The sequence below is a fragment of the Streptococcus sp. WB01_FAA12 genome (genome assembly GCF_012843315.1).
Classification (GTDB): Bacteria; Bacillota; Bacilli; order Lactobacillales; family Streptococcaceae; genus Streptococcus.
The window spans coordinates 25182-43519 of sequence record NZ_JABAEX010000002.1 but is presented as its reverse complement, the minus strand read 5'-3'; the positions used below and the strand labels follow the sequence as shown (position 1 = coordinate 43519).

Annotated in this window: 18 protein-coding genes; all 18 read right to left on the bottom strand. The window is 40.5% G+C overall.

Going from position 1 to position 18338, the window contains the following annotated elements; all coding sequences use genetic code 11:
* Nucleotides 1-4: 4 nt before the first annotated feature.
* The 18 genes from HF881_RS04585 to HF881_RS04500 all read right to left on the bottom strand — a co-directional run bounded on the left by HF881_RS04585 (nt 5) and on the right by HF881_RS04500 (nt 18324).
* Nucleotides 5-2191, bottom strand: a complete 2187-nt coding sequence (locus HF881_RS04585; protein ID WP_206283171.1) for a PTS transporter subunit IIBC — start codon at nt 2189-2191, stop codon at nt 5-7.
* A gap of 227 nt (nt 2192-2418) precedes the next feature.
* Complete coding sequence (ftsX, locus tag HF881_RS04580; RefSeq protein ID WP_093586643.1) at nt 2419-3345, bottom strand: permease-like cell division protein FtsX; 927 nt, start codon at nt 3343-3345, stop codon at nt 2419-2421.
* Nucleotides 3338-4030, bottom strand: coding sequence for a cell division ATP-binding protein FtsE (gene ftsE, locus HF881_RS04575; RefSeq protein WP_000022257.1), 693 nt, complete (start codon nt 4028-4030; stop codon nt 3338-3340). Before ftsE ends, ftsX begins: the two co-directional genes overlap by 8 nt.
* 18 nt (nt 4031-4048) lie before the next feature.
* Nucleotides 4049-5144, bottom strand: a protein-coding gene (prfB, locus tag HF881_RS04570; protein WP_169446645.1) for a peptide chain release factor 2 whose coding sequence is annotated in 2 segments (ribosomal slippage) — nt 4049-5071 and nt 5073-5144 — 1095 coding nt in all. Because the reading frame shifts where the segments join, the coding sequence is not laid out codon by codon here.
* 110 nt (nt 5145-5254) lie between these two features.
* Nucleotides 5255-5911 carry a CBS domain-containing protein gene (locus HF881_RS04565; RefSeq protein ID WP_000268641.1) on the bottom strand — a complete coding sequence of 219 codons (657 nt, stop codon included), beginning with the start codon at nt 5909-5911 and terminating at the stop codon, nt 5255-5257.
* Nucleotides 5912-6043: 132 nt separating this feature from the next.
* The gene (locus HF881_RS04560; protein ID WP_169446644.1) at nt 6044-7471 is read right to left on the bottom strand and encodes a cytosine permease; all 1428 of its coding nucleotides are present in this window, start codon (nt 7469-7471) and stop codon (nt 6044-6046) included.
* Nucleotides 7472-7603: 132 nt separating this feature from the next.
* The gene (locus HF881_RS04555) at nt 7604-9031 is read right to left on the bottom strand and encodes a cytosine permease (protein WP_169446643.1); all 1428 of its coding nucleotides are present in this window, start codon (nt 9029-9031) and stop codon (nt 7604-7606) included.
* Between the two features lies 1 nt (nt 9032).
* Nucleotides 9033-9218 carry a hypothetical protein gene (locus HF881_RS04550; protein WP_000805405.1) on the bottom strand — a complete coding sequence of 62 codons (186 nt, stop codon included), beginning with the start codon at nt 9216-9218 and terminating at the stop codon, nt 9033-9035.
* Between the two features lies 1 nt (nt 9219).
* Nucleotides 9220-10998 carry a phosphotransferase gene (locus HF881_RS04545; protein ID WP_169446642.1) on the bottom strand — a complete coding sequence of 593 codons (1779 nt, stop codon included), beginning with the start codon at nt 10996-10998 and terminating at the stop codon, nt 9220-9222.
* Between the two features lie 353 nt (nt 10999-11351).
* Entirely contained in the window at nt 11352-12062 is a 711-nt protein-coding gene (locus HF881_RS04540) for an ABC transporter ATP-binding protein (protein ID WP_000062229.1), read from the bottom strand.
* Nucleotides 12062-12826 (bottom strand): ABC transporter ATP-binding protein, encoded by a 765-nt coding sequence (locus HF881_RS04535; RefSeq protein ID WP_169446641.1) that lies wholly within the window; start codon nt 12824-12826, stop codon nt 12062-12064. The genes HF881_RS04540 and HF881_RS04535 overlap by 1 nt, the downstream gene beginning before the upstream one ends.
* Nucleotides 12826-13782: a branched-chain amino acid ABC transporter permease gene (locus HF881_RS04530; RefSeq protein WP_000856265.1), complete on the bottom strand. Its 957-nt coding sequence runs from the start codon at nt 13780-13782 to the stop codon at nt 12826-12828. The genes HF881_RS04535 and HF881_RS04530 overlap by 1 nt, the downstream gene beginning before the upstream one ends.
* A gap of 3 nt (nt 13783-13785) precedes the next feature.
* Complete coding sequence (locus HF881_RS04525) at nt 13786-14655, bottom strand: branched-chain amino acid ABC transporter permease (protein ID WP_000941418.1); 870 nt, start codon at nt 14653-14655, stop codon at nt 13786-13788.
* Nucleotides 14656-14774: 119 nt separating this feature from the next.
* Entirely contained in the window at nt 14775-15935 is a 1161-nt protein-coding gene (locus tag HF881_RS04520) for an ABC transporter substrate-binding protein (protein ID WP_000726138.1), read from the bottom strand.
* 87 nt (nt 15936-16022) lie between these two features.
* On the bottom strand, nt 16023-16292 hold the full coding sequence (locus HF881_RS04515; RefSeq protein WP_169446640.1) for a YlbG family protein: 270 nt from the start codon (nt 16290-16292) through the stop codon (nt 16023-16025).
* A gap of 78 nt (nt 16293-16370) precedes the next feature.
* Complete coding sequence (gene clpP / locus HF881_RS04510; protein ID WP_000613464.1) at nt 16371-16961, bottom strand: ATP-dependent Clp protease proteolytic subunit ClpP; 591 nt, start codon at nt 16959-16961, stop codon at nt 16371-16373.
* Between the two features lie 177 nt (nt 16962-17138).
* The gene (upp, locus tag HF881_RS04505; protein ID WP_084926127.1) at nt 17139-17768 is read right to left on the bottom strand and encodes a uracil phosphoribosyltransferase; all 630 of its coding nucleotides are present in this window, start codon (nt 17766-17768) and stop codon (nt 17139-17141) included.
* Nucleotides 17769-17856: 88 nt separating this feature from the next.
* Nucleotides 17857-18324 carry a cytidine/deoxycytidylate deaminase family protein gene (locus HF881_RS04500; protein WP_000136990.1) on the bottom strand — a complete coding sequence of 156 codons (468 nt, stop codon included), beginning with the start codon at nt 18322-18324 and terminating at the stop codon, nt 17857-17859.
* Between the last annotated feature and the right edge of the window lie 14 nt (nt 18325-18338).

Below are 18338 nucleotides of genomic sequence, written 5' to 3'. Positions count from 1 at the left end.
TATATTACAATTCTACTTTAGCAACTGCTGTTTTAGCTGCAAGAGAACCAGTTTGTTCTAATTTAACAGATTTGAGAACATCTCCATTTGTGAAGACAACCACTGTTGAAGTTTCACGACCTGCTGCACGGATAGCATCCAAGTCAGCTGTAACAAGAAGATCACCAGCAGCAACCTTTTGTCCTTCAGAAACGTGAACTGTGAATGGTTTACCTTCAAGGCTTACAGTATCCAAACCGATGTGAACAAGTACTTCAAGACCTGCTTCAGTCACAAGACCAAGAGCATGTTTTGTAGGGAAGATACTTGATACAGTACCTGTAACTGGAGATACGATATTTCCATTTGCTGGTTCTACCGCAAATCCGTCACCCATCATTTTTTGAGCAAAAACTGGGTCTTTCACTTGTTCCAAGGCAATGACTTGGCCATCAGCTACTGAGTAAACTTCCTCAGTTACACCCTTGAAATGTACAGTATTTTGTTGAGCTTCCGTCATTTGGCTTGGAAGAGTTTCAGGAATAACCTCACCTGAGTCAAGGATATCTTGGATATCAGATTTCAATACGTCAGCTTTTGGTCCGTAGATAGCTTGGACGCCTTGTCCTTTCATGACAAGACCCATAGCTCCTTCAGCTTTCCATTGTTCCTCAGTACCAACACGATCTGCGTCCTTAACAGTTACACGAAGACGAGTCATACATGCATCTACATCTACGATGTTTGCACGACCACCAAGAAGGTTAATGATATTTACGGCTTGAGAAGCAGCTGCAACTTTTGTTTCTCCTGGAGCTGCATCTTCTGATGCTCCTTCAGCAGTTTCATAGTTTCCGTTACGTCCTGGAGTTGCATAGTTGAATTTTTGAATCATGAAGTTGGCAATGAAGTACATGATGACTGCAAAGAGGACAGTTACCCAGATAAAGTTAATGATATCCATACCAAGACCAGCGTTGATAGCTAGCGGAGTACGAGTCAAGAATTCAATTGATCCGAATGAGTGCATACGTAGGTTTACTACGTCAGCCATAGCAAAGGCAGCACCTTGAACAAGTGAGTAAACAAGATACATAGGTGTTGCTACAAACATGAACATGTATTCGATTGGTTCAGTAACCCCTGTCAAGAATGTTGCAAGGGCTGTCGCAATCATCATACCTTTATATTGATGTTTCTTGTCAGCATCAACATTACGGTAGATAGCCACGATGACACCCATCAAGATACCGAATGAACCGATCATTTGTCCAACTTTGAAACGAGCTGGAGTGATAGTTGTAAGAAGGTGTTGGTATTGGTCAGCATTTGAACCTTTAAGGTTAACAAGGTCTGTCACCCAAGCAAGCCAAAGTGGGTCTTGACCAAATACTTGAGTACCTTTAGCTGCACCAGTTAAAATGTCATAAGTACCACCAAGAGCTGTGTAGTTCATTGGGATAGTCAACATATGGTGAAGACCAAATGGCAAGAGCAAACGTTCCAAGGTACCATACAAGAATGGTGCGAGAACTGGCGCAGTTTCTTGTGAGTTGGCAATCCAGATACCAAAGCTATTGATACCTGTTTGAACTACTGGCCAGAAAGCAGCAAGTAGAATTGCAGCGATTGCTGAACGAAGAATAACAACAAACGGTACAAAACGTTTCCCGTTGAAGAATGAAAGTGCGTCTGGAAGTTTACGGTAGTTGTAGTATTTGTTAAAGGCAGTTGCCCCTACAAAACCTGAGATAATCCCTACGAATACACCCATGTTAAGGGCTGGTGCTTCAAGAACACTGATAAAGTAATCAGCAACTTTGATTGAGCCTCCAAAGAGAGTAGTTACCATAGCATCTGGATTTTTCAACATATCGCCTGATACACCAAAGATTGTACCAGTGATACGGTTAATCAAGATGAAGGCAAGACCAGCGGCGAAAGCACCACCAGCGCGCTCTTTAGCCCAGCTTCCTCCAATAGCGAGGGCAAACAAAATATGAAGGTTACCGATAACCCCCCAACCAATTTGCTCTAGTACGCCACCAGTAATAACTAGGGGAGCAAGGTTTGGGTCAATCATTGCAAGTGACTTACCGATTGAAATCATCAATCCAGCGGCTGGCATAACCGCGATAACCACCATCAAAGCCTTACCGAATTTCTGCCAAAACTCGAAAGACAAGACATTTTTGAATGTAGCTTTCATCATTCAAATCTCCTTTATTTTATTTAGGCAAACGTTTTACGAAAACGTTTGCACTTGTTTATAATTTAATTATACCACTTTATTTTTTTTTGTAAAGGCTTTTATAAAAAAATTTTCCGTTTTTCTTAAATTTTTATACAAGTGCTAAAAGAAAAAGAGAAGCTCAAGAAAACTTCTCTTTTAAAATTGTATTATTTCTGATTTAGTCTGCAAGTTGCATTTATATCCAACTAGATCTTCAAGAATCGACGCATAGAAATACCTGATCCGATTGCCCCAATGAAAATACCAATCACAAACAATAGGACTGTCATCAAAGGGATAAACACATCTGGTGTAATCATTGACAAGTTTTGCCCCACCAAGGATTTATTGACAGATTGATAAACCATATTATAAACAAAGAATACAAGGACTGAAGGAATCGCTGCACCTAGTAAGCCGATAAAGGCACCTTCTAGCAAGAATGGACCACGAATATAGCCATTTTTAGCTCCTACTAGACGCATGATCTGAATCTCACGGCTCCGAGAAATAATGGTAATACGGATGGTATTGGAAATGAGGAAGACTGCGATGAAAATTAAGAGCCCTGCAATAACCAATCCCCAAACACGGATAAAGGAAGCCAGTTCAAAAAGTCGTTGAGTGTTGGCACCACCGTCTTGAACCTCAGATACCCCTTCAATTTTCTTGGCCTCTTCTGCTACTTTAGGAACATCACTCGGAGTATTGGTATCAACGATATAGGCATCATAGAGAGGATTAGCGTCTCCTTCAAAGACCTTCCAATCGTCTCCCATTGTTTCCGTCAATTTTTGATACTGCTCTTCCTTGCTTGAAAAAGTGACATTCTTAACACCTTGCATGGCTTTTAAGGCATCATAAACCTTGTGATAGTCATTATTGGTAACTGTCTGACCTTCTTTTTCAATCGTTTCACTATTATCCGCCACATCCTTACGAATGTAAACCATGACACGAACATTGTTTTCAATATCGGTAGCCAGTTTCGCTGTATTAAAAATTACGGATGCAAACAGGGCAACGAGCGTCAAGGTAATCATAACCGAACTTACCGCTGCTACTGTCATCCAGCCATTTCGTTTTAAACTTTTTAATGATTCAAATAAATGGCGAAAAAATCTACTAATCATCGTATCCATATTCTCCTTTAGCTTCGTCACGAACGACACGGCCATTTTCAATGGCAATGACACGGTGGCGCAAGGTATTTACAATCTGGCTATTGTGGGTCGCCATCAAGACAGTAGTACCTTGGAGATTGATGCGTTCCAACAGATTCATAATTTCCCAAGAATTATCTGGGTCCAAGTTTCCTGTCGGCTCATCGGCAATCAAGACCTTAGGATTGTTCACAATCGCACGAGCAATCGCAATCCGTTGCTGCTCTCCACCTGAGAGTTCGTTAGGGAAAGAGCGAACCTTGTGTTTCAAACCGACCAAGTCCAAGACTTCCATAACCCGTTTCTTAATATTGCGACGGTTCTCACCGATTACTTCCATTGCATAGGCAATATTTTCATAAACGGTTTTCTTTGGCAAGAGTTTGTAATCTTGAAAGACTACCCCAACACTGCGACGGAGCAGAGGGATATCTTTCTTCTTGATTTTAACCAAATTAAAACCTGCAACTGTTAGGCTCCCTTTTTCAATCTTTACTTCTCGATATAAAGCTCGAATAAAGGTTGACTTCCCTGCTCCAGAAGGCCCAACGATATAGGCAAATTCTCCTGGTTCAATACTAAGAGAGACTCCACGAAGAGCAGTCGTTCCGTTATCATATTTTTTGACAACATCTCGCATTTCAATGATTGACATGTGAGTTCCTTTCTATTCTTAGCTGATTCGCCACTTGAGATAAGCATCGATGAAACCATCAAGATCTCCATCCATGACCTTATCTACCTGAGCGACTTCAAAGCTCGTACGGTGATCTTTTACCATGGTATAAGGTGTGAAGACATAAGAACGAATCTGACTTCCCCAAGTGATTTCTTTTTTCTCACCTTTAAGGGAATCGACTTCTACAGCTTTCTTTTCTTGCTCCATTTGATAGAGCTTGGCTTGCAACATCTTCATAGCACGATCTCTATTTCCATACTGGGTACGATCGACCGTTGATTGGACGACAGTTCCCGTAGGAATGTGTGTCAAACGCACACCTGTTGAAACTTTATTGACGTTTTGTCCACCAGCACCACCTGAACGGAAGGTGTCCATTTTGATATCATCTTCACGAATCTCCACTTCGATGGTATCATCCAACTCGGGCATGACTTCCACGGAGGTAAATGAAGTATGGCGACGTTTGGCAGAGTCAAATGGCGAAATACGGACTAAACGGTGAACACCCATTTCTGACTTGAGAAGACCGTAGGCATTTGGACCTTCAAAAGACAAGGTCACAGACTTGATGCCCGCTTCATCACCAGCTTGGTAATCCAAGACTTCTACTTTAAAACCTTTGGCATTTCCATAACGAGTATACATACGGAGCAACATATCACCCCAGTCTTGAGCCTCAGTACCACCAGATCCTGGATGAATCTCCAAGATTGCATTATTATGGTCATAAGGTTCTGACAAGAGAAGCGTCATTTCGTAGCTGGTCATCATCTTATCCAGTTCTGTCAACTGTTCAACCAGTTCATCACGTACAGACTCGTCTTCTACTAAAAAGTCCAATAAAATTTCAACTTCATCCTGCAACTCCTCCATCTTGCGGAAGGTGTTGTAGGTGTTTTTTAATTCATTTAATTCTTGCGACGTTTTTTGGGCCGCGATATTATCGTTCCAAAAATCAGGTTCTGTCATCTTGTTTTCCAAGATGGCAATCTCTTCCTCTAGTCCTTCGAGGTCAAAGAGACCCCCTGAAAGAAGCTAATTTTTCACGATTTGCGTCAATTTTTTGACGAATTTCTGAAATGTCCATAAATACTCCTTTATTCACATCGTTTCATTATACCACATTCTCTCATTTCTTTCCATATTTTGCTTGTTATTTCAAATTGTATACAAAAAAGAGGGCTTTCACCCTCCATTTTATAACTTTTTAGCAGATGTTCGAGCAATCTCCTCTACTTGGATACCTTGAGCTTCAAATTTCTCCTTCAGGAAGGTTAAATCAATCGTCCCATCAATTTGAACTTCAATAACAACCTTACCATCCTTGCGAGGAATATTAACGGTGTGTGAAATATTCAGATTTTCCTCTACAATCAAGGTCACAATCTTCCCCAAAACCCCAACTTCATTTTCCGTAATAAACCGAACACGAATTCCTTCCTCGCCGTAGCCAGCGATTTCTAGAAAGGCTTGAAAAACATCACGATCTGTAATCACACCATAAACCTGTTGGTTGTCCACAACTGGAAGAATACCGATTTTATTTTTCAACATAAGATAAGTCGCATCCTCTAGACTTGCATAACCTGACACTGTGATAACATCCCGAATCATGACGTCTTTAACTTTGGTCTTATTGAGAAGATAATTCATCTCATAGATGGAGAGACTGGTTGCTTTAGACGGACTGGCTTCAGCAATGGTTCCTTCTGTTACAAGACCAACCAATTGATCATTTTCGATAACAGGTAAACGGTGCAAACCTTGCTCTCGCATCAAATCTGCTGCATGTGCTACAGTCGTATCTGGACTGATATAAACTACCTTGCGGGTCATAAAATCTTTAACTGCCATGAGACTTCTCCTTCTTTATTGCTACTATAATTATACACTTTCTTACAAAAACTATCAAACGCTTTCATCTCTTTTTCAAGGTTTTGTAACATTCAATCACAAAAAAGAGAGAAATAGCCTTCTCTCTTAAACTTAAATCGTAACGGAATCTCTATCCTTAATCATATAGCGTTTTAAAGAAGTTAAGCTAGCTAGCCAGTACAATAGACCACCAAAGATCGCAGTAAAGCCACTACCAGTTGTGAGTAGGAACACAGGACTCTGGATGTGCTTTGTTATAGGATTGTAAACAAATAGTACTGCAACTAACAAAGAAATGATTACACAAGATAATCCCACCAGGTTAAAGCCATTGGTAAACTCATAGGCGTCATGTCCTTCAAGGAAATAGGCTGAACGCAAATCGAGTTTTCGTTTTCTTAAGATAAAATAGTCAACAACGATCATTCCGATAATGGGTCCTTGAATATAGGCCGCCAGCGAGATGAAGGAACCGAAGTATTCATCCACTCCTCCCCAAATCGTAAGCAGGCTCACATAAACCATCGCAATCCAAACCATTAGTTTATAGCTCACTTTGGGCATCCCGCTTTTTACAATCATACAGTTCACGTACGATCCTGTACCCTGGGTTCCAATATTAGCAAAAGCTACCAGTAGTAAACTTAAAAGGGCAAAGGCAGGAGTGCTCAACGTTGAAAGCATCGTTGTTGGGTCACTTTCATAGACACCTGTTTTGACAAACATGGCTAGAGCCATAACCCCACCTGTCGCAGCGAAGAATGGCGCAACAACCCCATACGATAATGCTGTAGCCCAATAGCCACTACGTTCTGATTTTGCCAAACGTGGCAAGACAAAGGCTTGTGTAGACCAAGAAAAGGCTACGGCCACATTTCCTTCCCCTGACATCATAAAACGTTCAATCGGTGTCAAATTTTCTTGGATGGCAGGCTGGACATTCATAATATCAGTTATAGGAACCGCAACAAAACAGATTCCAACAATGATTAGCCCGACCAATAACAAGGCTACCACCAGAAAGCGATTAGTACCTTTAATCACCTCTGGACCTCCAAGAGCAATCAGCGTTCCAAGGAGAACACAGAGGGTGCCTAGAATCGGTGCCCATACTCCCTTGTCTAAACCAAGTCCAAAATTATTTGCCAAATGAATCATGGAGCTGGCAAAAAGATTGGCGGTAACGGCATACCAACCAAAATTTGCCAGACTAATCACGGTTGATAGAATAGCCACCCCTTTTCTACCTAGAACGGCTCTCAACCAAATCCACAAATCAATTCCATATTTAACCGCAAACAAGATTGGGAGACATTCGATAAAAACCCAGATAATGTTGAAACTAAAAATATTAATCAACATCTGATTAAAGGTCAAATATTGAGCCACATAAGCTCCTTGGGTATAACACCAAGTTGCGATGGCAAAACCACTTGTCGATAAGAAGAGATCCCAGAAAGAATACTGACGATCCTTGTTGGTCATGGGAACGATTCCCGTTATGGTCTCCTGTTGAATAAAGTCATTCATCTTGGACATTTTATTGAATATCTCCTGTCATAGCAAAAATAATCAGAATGAGGTTAACTAAGTTCATGTCAATTACTAATGTAAAATTAACTTTCAAAAAAGAGGAAGCAAATAGATATAGATTAAGGCTTTCATTTATCCTTAAATCGTAACAGAGTCCCGATCCTTGATCATATAGCGTTTTAACGGAGTTAAGCTAGCTAACCAGTACAATAAACCTCCAAAAATCGCAGTAAAGCCACTACCCGTTGTGATTAAAAAGATTGGGCTTTGAATCTGTGCTGTTACAGGGTTATAAACAAATAGTACTGCAACCAATAAGGAGATAAATACGCAAGACAAGCCAACCAAGTTAAATCCTTTGGTAAACTCGTAAGCATCGTGTCCTTCAAGGAAATAAGCTGAACGCAAATCAAGTTTTCGTTTTCTTAAGATAAAGTAGTCAACAACGATCATACCAATAATTGGCCCCTGAATATAAGCGGCTAGTGAGATGAAGGAACCGAAGTACTCTTCTACCCCTCCCCAGATAGTGAGTAGACTCACGTAAACCATAGCAATCCAAACCATTAGTTTATAGCTTACTTTTGGCATCCCGCTTTTGACAATCATACAATTCACATACGATCCTGTCCCCTGGGTTCCAATATTGGCAAAGGCTACTAGTAGTAGACTTAAGAGGGCAAAGGCTGGGGTGCTTAGAGTTGACAGCATCGTTGTTGGATCACTTTCATAAACACCTGTTTTGACAAACATGGCTAGAGCCATGACTCCACCTGTCGCAACGAAGAATGGAGCGACAACCCCGTATGATAAGGCTGTAGCCCAATAACCACTGCGTTCTGATTTTGCCAAACGCGGTAAAACCAATGCTTGTGTAGACCAAGAGAAGGCAAAAGCAACATTTCCTTCCCCAGAGAGCATGAAGCGTTCCAAGGGCGTCAAATCTCCTTGGGTAGCTGGTTGAATGTTCATAATGTCAGTGATAGGCACAGCTACAAAACAGATTCCAACTATAATCAGACCGACAATCAACAGGGCGATGACCAAGAATCGATTGGTCCATTTGATCACTTCTGGACCTCCAAGGGCAATCAGCGTTCCAAGGAGAACACAGAGAGTACCTAAAATCGGTGCCCATACTCCCTTGTCTAAACCAAGTCCAAAATTATTTGCCAAGTGGATCATAGAATTAGCAAAAAGATTAGCCGCAACGGCGTACCAGCCAAAGTTAGCCAAGCTAATAATGGTTGATAGCAAGGCCACCCCTTTTTTTCCTAGGACAGCCCTCAACCAAATCCACAAATCAATTCCATATTTAACCGCAAACAGAATTGGGAGACACTCAATAAAGACCCAGATAATATTAAAGCTAAAAATATTAATCAACATTTGATTAAAGGTCAAATATTGAGCCACATAAGCTCCTTGGGTATAACACCAAGTTGCAATGGCAAAGCCACTTGTCGACAGGAAGAGATCCCAGAAAGAATACTGACGATCCTTGTTGGTCATGGGAACAATTCCCGTTATCGTCTCCTGTTGAATAAAGTCATTCATCTTAGACATTTTATTGAATACCTCCTGTCATGGCTAGGATAATCAGAATAAGGTTAATTAGAACTAAGCCAATGACTATAATAAAATCACTTTTTAGAAACGGCTGAGCAAACACATAGTTTGGTGATTCCATTTCTTCTAGCCTTCTTTTCGTTTCATTTGCTACTAATTCTTCAATTTCTGATGTCGGTTTCATCTCAATTCTCCTCTAAGTATAAATCTAATGCAAGTTTTCCATACTGCTTGGTATAACGATACCAGATATAAAGAAATTCACCTACTGGTTTTCCAACGCTTTCTTGGAACAGGGCCCACAAAAACCAATAATATGAAGTCACTGATACATAGGCAAAATAGTGACGTTTGGTTCTCTTGTCTGGAACTTCTTGTAGATAGATTTCAAGTACCTTTTCAGCTTCTTCTACTGTATAATTTGAACACCCGATAAAGGTTCCTAAATCTCCTGCTGGATCTCCCATACCAGAATATTCCCAATCAATCAAGCTCATTTCGCCAGCTTCATTCAACAAGAAATTCGGGCTATAAGAATCTCCGTGGCAGAGAACCTTTTTCGCTTGATCTTCTTGTAAAAGCTTCTCGAGAACTGAGACATTCTTATCCAACTCTTCAAGTCCATCAAACTCAAAACGATTGCTAGCTTTTAATTTTCGTCTAAAATCATCAATTCCCTCAAATTGATCAAAAGAATGATCCGTTTTTTCTCCAGATTGGTGCAAGCGTCTCAAGAGCTCCATTGCTTTTGCTACATCATCCCAATTATCATAATCTAGTTGCTTGGCGTTGGGAATAAATTCTGAAATTTTCCAGCCCTCATCCTTGTTCATAGCGACAAAAGTACGGTCAATCTTTAATTTTGCAGCAATTTCCATGGAAGCCGCTTCACTAGCACGATCGATATAATTCTCCGTTCCTCTACCTGGATGGCGGTAAACATATTTCTTCCCTAGGCAGTCAAATGAAAACGAAGTGTTGGTTAGACCATCTTTTAGAGGTTTGATATTGACAATATCTGAAGCTATACATCCTAATGTCTTACAGATGTTATCAATGATTTCCGAATTCGTATTCACCAAATAGTGTTCATCAAACTGACGCAACTCATCTAGTGAATCAAACTCCTTAACAATGTCTGCTGAATAATGCCGAGCTTCCAAAGGAAGCTCCTTGACGTGACGACTATAATAATCTTCCCAGAGTTGTTCGCGATATGGTTCGTGCTTAAATTCAGTTTCTAAAATATCTACAAACTTTTCACTAAATGCACGATCAAAATAAACGTGCCCCACCATAGCCCAAGTATTCGTCCCACCGATTTGAATATCGATAATCGTGTGATTGGAGTCTTCCTTAGAGCAGTATTCGTCTGTGTCCCCTTCTGCAAATATTGTAGAATAGTAACCTCTGTAAATGTATCGCTCAAACGGATTTTCCGCAAAATAATTATCCGAAGAGCAGATATAAGTGTTAGAAAGTTGGTCTCTGACTAGCATGAGAGAAGAACAGTTGTTGTACTTGTAGTAATCATTATTCACAACGATTTTAACACCAAATTTTTCTGCTAGATAGAACATTTTTTCCTGCAGATAGCCTACAATAACTGTAATATCCTCTATCCCAGCTTCTTGCAACTGCTTGATTTCTCTCTCAATCAAACGCTCACCTTTAACTTGAAGCAATCCTTTAGGTAGCTCATAAGACAAAGGAGCAAAGCGGCTACTCATACCTGCAGCCATGATAATGGCATTCTTCACCTGATACGGAGCTAAAGCCTCCTCACCTAAGTCAGTTAAATGATTTTCCTCACTGATCCACTTCTCTTCTTTACATTCCTTGAGAAGATTATTTACCGTCCCCAAAGCGATATCTAGCTGTTCAGCCAATTGTCTCTGTGTAAAGTTTTCGTCTTTGTGAGTCAACAAAAAACGTAAAAGTTTAAATTGTTTTTCTGATAGCATATCTTCAGCCTCTTTTGTTCAATATTTTTATTCATTTAATTATATAATGAACACGTGTTTTTGTCAAGTTAGATTCTATATTAAGAAAACGGATGCTCAAATCAAGTCCATCAAAATAGTGACCAAACGAAGAAAGAGCCCCAAATTTGGAGCTCTTCAAATTCATATGCCAACTAAAACAATCCACTGGATTGGATGATTGCTTACGTAATCCTTATCTGCCGACTAAAAAGGTCCCTCGGACTATAGGGGAATTGCTGCGCAACTCTCATCCACCGACTAAAACAATCCACTGGATCTGATGATTGCTACGCAATCTCTATCTGCCGACTAAAAAGGTCCCCCGGACCTTTTTAGCCACCTAGATATGCTTTTCTGACTTCGTCTGATGCTGCGAGTTCTTTTCCTGTTCCTGATAGGACAATCTTACCTGTTTCAAGCACATAACCTCGGTCAGAAATAGCAAGGGCCTTGTTAGCGTTCTGTTCAATTAGGAGAACCGTTGTTCCTTGCTTCTGAATATCTTGAATGATATCAAAAATTTCTTGGATAAAGATAGGAGCAAGTCCCATTGATGGCTCGTCCAAGAGAAGGAGCTTAGGCGTGGACATGAGAGCACGTCCCATAGCCAGCATCTGCTGTTCACCACCTGAAAGGGTCGCCGCATCTTGGTTTTTACGTTCTTCCAGACGAGGGAAACGTGAAAAGACTTTTTTCAAGTTGGCTTGATTTTCTTCACGATTTTTCTTTAAAAAGGCTCCCATTTCTAAGTTTTCCATAACAGTCAATCCTGGAAAAACATGGCGTCCCTCAGGAACTTGTGAAAGGCCACCTGCCACGATTTTTTGCGCTGGCATCTTTTGAATTTCTTTTTCTAAAAACTGAATTTTACCAGTACTTGGACGAACCAAACCTGAAAGGGTGCGAAGAATGGTTGTTTTACCAGCACCATTGGCACCAATCAAGGAAACAACTTCACCTTCATTAACCTCGAAACTTACATCACGAACTGCTTGGATCATACCGTAATGCACAGAGAGGTTTTCAACTTTTAACATAGACATTAGGCTTCACCTCCTAGATAAGCTTCGATAACACGTTTGTTGTTCTTGATTTCATCTGGAGTCCCATGAGCAATCAAACGACCATATTCAAGAACATAGATACGCTCAGTAACTTCCATAACCAAGTTCATATCGTGTTCGATGAGCATGATGGTAATTTTAAATTCGTCTTTGATACGGCGGATCAATTCTGTCAATTCAGCTGTTTCTTGTGGATTCATCCCAGCTGCAGGTTCATCCAAAAAGAGGATCTTAGGTTCAGTTGCCAGAGCACGAACGATTTCTAATCGACGTTGTTGGCCATAGGCCAGATTCTTCGCAAGAGTATCTGCGTCACTATCCAAATCAAAGATCTTCAGCAAGTTCAACGCTTTGCTTTTTAATTCTTCCTCATTCTTATAGAAAGCGGGTAGACGTAGAAAGCTCGCAAGGACATGTTGTTTATGATGATTGCTAAACGCAATCAAAACATTTTCCAAAACTGTCAGATCCTTGAACAAACGAATATTTTGGAAAGTACGACTGAGTCCAAGTGAAGCAATCTTGTAGGGAGTTTTCCCATTTAGGAGGTGACCATCTAGTGTCACCGTACCTTCACTTGGTTCATAAACACCCGTCAAGAGATTGAAAAGGGTCGTTTTACCAGCCCCGTTTGGTCCAATCAAACCGACCAATTCTCCCTCGTTCAATTCAAGAGTGACATCTCCAACAGCTGTTAGACCGCCAAAATGTTTGGTTAACTGTTTAACTTCAAGTAATGCCATTAGTTTTGTCCCTCCTTCTTAGATTTTTTAAAGAAACGTGATAGACTTAATTCCCATGTTCCAAGAAGTCCACCCGGTCTGAAAATCATAACCAATACAAGAGCCAAGGCGTAGATGATCATACGTACGCTAGCTACATCTTGAAGGAGCATATTTAAAATTCCCAAAACAATCGCTGAAACAATGGTACCAGTAATAGATCCAAGTCCACCAAATACAACGATAATCAACACATTGATAGAATTAATAAAGGTGTAATCTTTTGGAACAACAGATCCGATAAAACCAGCCTGAAGTGAGCCAGCAATACTTGCTGTAATAGCACCAAAGACAAAAGCGATAATCTTGATCTTTGTAGTGTTTACCCCAACAGACTCTGCAGCAATCTCATCCTCACGAACAGATAGAGTAGAGCGTCCAATTGGACTACGTAAGAAGTTGAGGGTTGCAATAGTTGTGATCACCACAAATAGATAAACCATCTGCCAGTTGGTAAAGTTTGGAATACCCAAGATACCAGCAGCACCGTTGGTCAAACTTCCACCATTAATGATAAAAATACGGATGATTTCTGAAACACCTAGTGTCGCAACAGCCAGGTAGTCACCCTTCAAACGGAGTGTTGGAATCCCAACGAGCAAAGCGACTGCACCAGAAATCAAGGCACCCAAGACCATTGCTCCAAAGAAGGCACCATAGGTTGGTGATTTTGAGCCAATAATCGCTGCTGCATAAGCCCCAATCGCCATAAAACCTGCATGACCGAGTGAGAATTGTCCTGAAAAACCAACGATTAGGTTCAAACCTACTGCAAGGATGATATTAATCCCAATTTGTTCTAAAATTTGGATATGGAATAGATTGAGAACACCAGCAGAAACCAATACGCTAACCAATCCATAACCCGCTAACAGAAGGAATAACCAGAGAATATTTACTTTAAGATTTGTCTTCATTGTTTACACCTTCTCTTTCACATTCTTACCAAGGATACCTGCAGGACGAACAATCAGAATCAAAAGCAAGATTCCATAAACGATGGCATCACGGAAATCAGACATACCAAAGGCAGTTGCAAAAGTTTCCAACAAGCCAATCACAAATCCTCCTAGAGCTGCACCAGGAATAATCCCGATACCACCAAGAACGGCCGCAACGAATGATTTTAGACCTGGAGTCACACCCATCAAAGGTTCAAGAGAGTTGTAGTAAAGGGCGATTAGGACACCTGCTGCTCCAGCAAGGGCTGAACCCAAAGCAAAAGTAAAACTGATTGTACGATTTACATTAATTCCCATCAATTGCGCCGCGTCACTATCAACTGATACAGCACGCATAGCTTTCCCCATTTTTGTTTTTTGAACAATCACTTGCAATAAAATCATCAGGAGTAAGGAAACTGCTAAAATCATCAATTGAACATTTGTCAAGCTGATTGGCCCCAAATCATAGCGAACTGTTTGAATGGCTTGAGGAAAGGCGCGAGTATTGGCACCGACCAAGTAAACCATTCCATATTCCAGTAGGAAAGACACTCCGATAGCAGTAATCAATACAGCAATACGCGTAGAATGTCGCAAAGGACGGTAGGCAAGAAATTCAATCACAACACCAAGCAGTGCGGTTCCTACCATTGAAATAATCAAAGCTAAAAAGAAATTCATTTGGAAAGAATTAATCAAAAAGTAACCAATAAAGGCTCCCATCATATAAATATCACCGTGGGCGAAGTTGATGAGTTTGATAATTCCATAAACCATGGTATAACCCAGGGCCAAAAGTGCATAAACACTACCCAGAATTAAACCATTCACAAGTTGTTGGAGCATAGCATTCACTCTTTTCTATCGTTATTTTTTAGAAAATTTCTCAATTTTCACAAGTTCATAAACACCGAAACAGGGAGTGAGTCAAAGGCTCATTCCCTATTTCAACTACTATTCTAATGTTATGGTTTTACAACTTCTGCTGCTTCCACTTTACCATTATTCATGGTCATCATGTAAGCCGTTTTCACTGTGTTGTGATCTGCATCAAAGCTCGTTTGACCAGTCACACCATCAAAGTCTTTGGTTTTAGCAAGGTTGTCCTTGATTTCACCTGAGTTTTTAGCACCTTTTGCAGCATTGGCTACTAGATAAACTGAGTCATAGGCCAAAGCTGAGAATGTTGAAGGCTCTTCGTTGTATTTAGCACGGTAGGCTTCAAGGAAAGCTTTAGCTTTTGCAGAAACATCAACTGTAGTTGAGAATCCAGAGATGAAGTAAATGTTTGATGCTCTTTCAGCAGTTGCTTGTTGAACAAATTCTTCACCGTTAAAGCCGTCACCACCAACGATTGGTTTATCAATTCCCATACCACGCGCTTGGTTTACGATTTTACCTGCTTCTGTGTAGTAACCTGGAACAACGATAGCGTCAAACTCTTTCCCTTTCATTTTAGTAAGGGCTGCTTGGAAGTCTGTATCACCTGCCACAAAAGTTTCGTCTGCAACAATCTCACCTTTGTATGCTTCGCGGAAAGATTTAGCAATACCTTTAGCATAGTCACTTGCATTGTCAGTATATAGAACAACCTTCTTAGCATTCAATTTGTTTGTTACATAGTTAGAAATAATCTTCCCTTGGAAGCTATCTTGGAAAGTTCCGATAAATAGATATTCTTGACCTTTGGTCAATCCATCTTGAGTCGCACTTGGTGAAATCAATGGAACCCCTGCTTGAGTAGCGTTGGCTACAGCTGCAGCAGTTGCACCAGATGTCGCAGGTCCTACGATAGCTGTAACTTTTGATTGGGTAACTAGGTTAGTTGTAACAGAGGCAGCCTCAGCAGTTTCAGATTTGTTATCTTTATCCACAACTTCGATTTGTTTTCCATCGATACCACCTGCAGCATTGATTTCATCAACAGCAAGTTGAGCACCTTTTTGTTCAGAAGTACCATAGGCAGCTACAGCACCTGTTTCTTCAAAGTTAAAACCGATTTTGATAGTCTTTTCGTCTACTGGGTTACCAGTTGTATTTGACGCTCCTGACTTGACCTCTCCACAGGCAGCGAGAAGAGCTACGCTAGCAAGAGCCACAAAAGATAGGGCAAATTTTTTCTTCATTTTTAATCTCCTTATAGTTGTTTCAAAAATAGTATGTTAAGAATATACCGAATTATCAGAAAATTGTCAACACTTTTGTCTTATTTTTTAAATGATAACGTTTTCCTCGGTGCGATAGAGATTCCCAACGAAGGGAGTTTCTAGCTCTTGAATGTGACAACGTCTAATTTTTTTGATAAATCTTTCCTTACCTAATCTCTCAACTAAATCATCTAGCTCCTCAGTTGGAACATAGAGTTGCAAGTAGCGATGCTTCTTAGAATGGTAACAGATGTCACCGTATTCCTGAAGTTTATTTGCATCCCGATTATAGTAAAGATAGATGATTAATCCTGAGCGATTGACCTTTTCAAACATGATGAATCCTCTTTCTAAGAAATCTTATCCTATTATATCAAAAAAAGCAAACTCCGTCGAGTTTGCTTTCTAGGTTGCTTAGCTCAAAGAATTGTTAGCCATGATTTCATCAATAAAGCCATATTCCAGTGTTTCTTGGGCACTCATCCAGTAATCACGTTCTGCATCTGCATGAATTTGCTCAACTGATTTACCAGAGTTATCTGCAAGGATTTTCTCCAATGTCTTACGGGTTTTAAGCAAGTGTTCTGCAGCGATTGCCATATCTGTTTGTTGGGTACCACCACCTGTACCACCCATTGGTTGGTGAATCATGTACTCTGCATTTGGAAGCATGAAGCGTTTGCCTTTTGCTCCACTTGATGCAATAACAGTTCCCATAGATGCAGCCATTCCCATCACGATGGTTTGGACATCAGCCTTGATAAAGTTCATAGTATCAACGATTGCCAAACCAGCAGACACAGAACCTCCAGGTGTGTTGACATAAAGGTAAATATCTTTTGTGCTATCTTGGGCATCCAAGAAGAGCAACTGGGCAATAACGGAGTTGGCCATATTGTCTTCGACTGGACCTGTTAGCATGATGATGCGGTCTTTCAGAAGACGAGAGTAAATATCATAGGAACGTTCTCCACGACTTGTTTGTTCAATAACTACAGGAATCATTCATTTCTCCTTTTATGTTGAATTTTCTTAGTCATACGACTCAATACAGAACTATTATATCTTTTTGGTCAAAAAAGGTCAAATTTTTGCTCTATACTATAGACAGAATCAAAAATTCAACCTCCTTACGAAATTAGAAACATCCTCCAATTTCATCTTTAAGACTCTATCTGAGTCTTATTTCGTACCGAACAAGCGGTCTCCAGCATCTCCGAGACCTGGAACAATATAGCCATGTTCATTCAAGTGTTCATCCAAGGCTGCTGTGAAAATTTCGACATCTGGGTGAGCTGCTTGAAGAGCCTTTACTCCTTCTGGAGCAGCTACAAGGCAGACAAACTTAATGTTTGATGCCCCACGTTTTTTAAGGGAGTCAACAGCCAAGATAGCTGAACCACCTGTTGCCAACATTGGATCCACTACAAAGATTTGACGTTGGTCAATATCCTCAGGCAATTTCACCAAATATTCAACTGGTTGAAGGGTTTCTTCATCACGGTACATACCGATATGACCAACTTTGGCTGCTGGAACCAAGCTCAAGAGCCCATCTACCATCCCGATACCTGCACGCAAGATTGGGACAATCGCCAATTTTTTTCCAGCCAATTGTTTTTGAACTGTTTTTGTGATTGGTGTTTCGATTTCCACATCTTCAAGTGGAAGATCACGAAGTACTTCATATCCCATCAACATTGCAATCTCATCTACTAGCTCACGAAAAGCTTTTGTAGAAGTGTCTGTACGACGCAAGATTGACAACTTGTGTTGAATAAGTGGATGATTAATAACTTCAAGTTTTCCCATTTTTTGAATTCCTTCTTTCAATTTATTCTTCTCATTATATCAAAAAATGGTTTAAAAAGCTTTCTAAACCATTTATTTTTATTAATTTCTAAATCAAATCTGCCTCTTGGAGAGCTGTCTGAACAGTCTCTAATGGTAAATGGGTTAACTCGGTACCTTTTTCGTGATAAAGGTATTGGGCATAGTCATCCATTCGGTACTGGTTGATATAAACTACGCGCTTGCAGCCAACTTGTAGCAGTTGTTTGGTGCAGTTCAGACAAGGGAAATGGGTCACATAGGCTGTAAAACCTCTGGGAACCCCTCGTTCAGCACCTTGCAAGATGGCATTGACCTCGGCGTGAAGGGTTCGGACACAGTGTCCTTCAATGACTAGACATTCGTGGTCAATACAGTGCTCCGTTCCTGATACGGAACCATTGTAGCCTGTTGAAATGACCTTATTGTCCTTAACTAGGACAGCTCCTACCTTGGCGCGTTTACAAGTGGAACGATTAGCAATCAGTAAGGCCTGGGCTGCAAAGTACTCATCCCAAGCCAGTCTTTTTTCTGTCATAAGTCTTCTCCTTG

Bases quoted from the DNA above. Each gene is read 5' to 3' on its own strand.
- HF881_RS04585 (WP_206283171.1), bottom strand. From the start codon at position 2,191: ATGATGAAAGCTACATTCAAAAATGTCTTGTCTTTCGAGTTTTGGCAG.
- ftsX (WP_093586643.1), bottom strand. From the start codon at position 3,345: ATGATTAGTAGATTTTTTCGCCATTTATTTGAATCATTAAAAAGTTTA.
- ftsE (WP_000022257.1), bottom strand. From the start codon at position 4,030: ATGTCAATCATTGAAATGCGAGATGTTGTCAAAAAATATGATAACGGA.
- HF881_RS04565 (WP_000268641.1), bottom strand. From the start codon at position 5,911: ATGGCAGTTAAAGATTTTATGACCCGCAAGGTAGTTTATATCAGTCCA.
- HF881_RS04560 (WP_169446644.1), bottom strand. From the start codon at position 7,471: ATGTCCAAGATGAATGACTTTATTCAACAGGAGACCATAACGGGAATC.
- HF881_RS04555 (WP_169446643.1), bottom strand. From the start codon at position 9,031: ATGTCTAAGATGAATGACTTTATTCAACAGGAGACGATAACGGGAATT.
- HF881_RS04550 (WP_000805405.1), bottom strand. From the start codon at position 9,218: ATGAAACCGACATCAGAAATTGAAGAATTAGTAGCAAATGAAACGAAA.
- HF881_RS04545 (WP_169446642.1), bottom strand. From the start codon at position 10,998: ATGCTATCAGAAAAACAATTTAAACTTTTACGTTTTTTGTTGACTCAC.
- HF881_RS04540 (WP_000062229.1), bottom strand. From the start codon at position 12,062: ATGTCTATGTTAAAAGTTGAAAACCTCTCTGTGCATTACGGTATGATC.
- HF881_RS04535 (WP_169446641.1), bottom strand. From the start codon at position 12,826: ATGGCATTACTTGAAGTTAAACAGTTAACCAAACATTTTGGCGGTCTA.
- HF881_RS04530 (WP_000856265.1), bottom strand. From the start codon at position 13,782: ATGAAGACAAATCTTAAAGTAAATATTCTCTGGTTATTCCTTCTGTTA.
- HF881_RS04525 (WP_000941418.1), bottom strand. From the start codon at position 14,655: ATGCTCCAACAACTTGTGAATGGTTTAATTCTGGGTAGTGTTTATGCA.
- HF881_RS04520 (WP_000726138.1), bottom strand. From the start codon at position 15,935: ATGAAGAAAAAATTTGCCCTATCTTTTGTGGCTCTTGCTAGCGTAGCT.
- HF881_RS04515 (WP_169446640.1), bottom strand. From the start codon at position 16,292: ATGTTTGAAAAGGTCAATCGCTCAGGATTAATCATCTATCTTTACTAT.
- clpP (WP_000613464.1), bottom strand. From the start codon at position 16,961: ATGATTCCTGTAGTTATTGAACAAACAAGTCGTGGAGAACGTTCCTAT.
- upp (WP_084926127.1), bottom strand. From the start codon at position 17,768: ATGGGAAAACTTGAAGTTATTAATCATCCACTTATTCAACACAAGTTG.
- HF881_RS04500 (WP_000136990.1), bottom strand. From the start codon at position 18,324: ATGACAGAAAAAAGACTGGCTTGGGATGAGTACTTTGCAGCCCAGGCC.